Origin of the sequence: Providencia sp. M-27 (assembly GCF_011077905.1) — a bacterium.
GTDB classification, from domain to species: Bacteria; Pseudomonadota; Gammaproteobacteria; order Enterobacterales; family Enterobacteriaceae; genus Providencia; species Providencia huaxiensis.
Map to the genome: position 1 here is coordinate 1 of NZ_JAALBT010000057.1, position 1,399 is coordinate 1,399.

Genomic DNA, 1,399 nt, shown 5'->3' on the forward strand with positions numbered 1-1,399 from the left:
GTGATTAAGTTTCGACGTGAAGGCATTGATATTGAAATTAAGGGGATGAATGAAGCCACTGCAACGTTGGTTGATAAGTTTGGTATTCATGACGACCCGAAAAAAATTGAAAAATTCATGGGAGGTCATTAATTATGGCAGCAGATATCATTCAAAAAACTTGCGTAATTGGGTGTATAGACCGTTCGTCCTCGGCGATTGCCGTTTGTCACGCCAGTGCTTGGATAGCCCAAACACTTAATCTTCCTCTGACACTGTTACACATGAATGAAAAAATCCCAACATCGGCACACCATGACTTAAGCGGGATCATCGGATTTGACACCCGAGAAACCTTATTGAATGAACTTGTGGATATTGAAGAAAAGCGAGCGCGTTTAACCCGTGAGGAAGGTCGACAATTATTAATGAGTGCAAAAAAAATCACTCAAGATTTAGGTCTTCATGATGTTAATACACTTCAGCGGCAAGGGTCTTTAGCCGAAATGCTTAATCAGGAAGATGCGCATATTGTTGTACTCGGTCGTCGAGGTGAGCAATCTGAATTAACGGGTCATATCGGCAGTCAGCTAGAGGGGATCATCCGTCTTCAAAAAAATTCAGTACTTATCTGTAAGCGAAATTTTGCCCCGCCGAAAAAGATTATGATTGCGTTTGATGGCAGTGAGGAAGGTGAACGAGTCATCCATCGATTAATACAAGTGAAATTATTAGCGGGTCGTGATTGCCATCTGGCGATGCACGGTAGTCAAGACAGTCAACTCAAAAAAGCACAAGATATGCTTCATCAAGCAGGCATTGAGGTGAAAGCTAATTTACTTCAGGGTGGTGACAGCACTGTTGATGAGTTATGTGGTTTTGCAGTACAAAACCACATTGACTTAATCATTATGGGGGCTTTTGGACATTCGCGATTGAGGCAATTTTTTGCAGGGAGTCATACGACAGAAATGATAGCGAAAACTCCGGTATCATTACTCATCATCCGTTAGTCTTTTCGTTTACTTTTATCATTGCAAGGAGAGGTGACTCACTTTCGTCAGCTCTCCATCTCATAATATCGAGCGGGGTTTGTCTTTATAAATATAATTAATTGAATTTTGATGTTATTTAGCAAGTGTTTATACTTGAATATTTCTCATTTCATTCCGTTTTGTATGTCAAAATTTGGTAAAATTGGAAGGTGCTTAACCCTGATGAATCCCCTAATGATTTTTATCAAAATCATTAAGTTAAGGTGGATACACATCTTGTCATATGATCAAATGGTTTCGCGAAAAATCAATAATCAGACAACAAGATGTGCGAACTCGATATTTTACACGACTCTCTTTACCAATTCTGCCCCGAATTACACTTAAAACGACTCAACAACTTAACGTTGGCTTGCCACGCATTA

2 protein-coding genes and 1 pseudogene are annotated in these 1,399 nt (G+C 39.7%); all 3 read left to right on the plus strand.

What is annotated here, in order from left to right:
• Positions 1–132 (plus strand): annotated as a pseudogene (locus tag G6Q48_RS22115) (STAS domain-containing protein); the annotation flags it as partial.
• A 2-nt stretch (positions 133–134) separates the two neighbouring features.
• On the plus strand, positions 135–992 hold the full coding sequence (locus G6Q48_RS21905) for a universal stress protein (protein WP_166268405.1): 858 nt from the start codon (positions 135–137) through the stop codon (positions 990–992).
• A 308-nt stretch (positions 993–1,300) separates the two neighbouring features.
• Positions 1,301–1,399, plus strand: a 99-nt coding sequence (locus G6Q48_RS22395) for a hypothetical protein (protein WP_242685852.1), incomplete at its 3' end; no start/stop codon positions are given.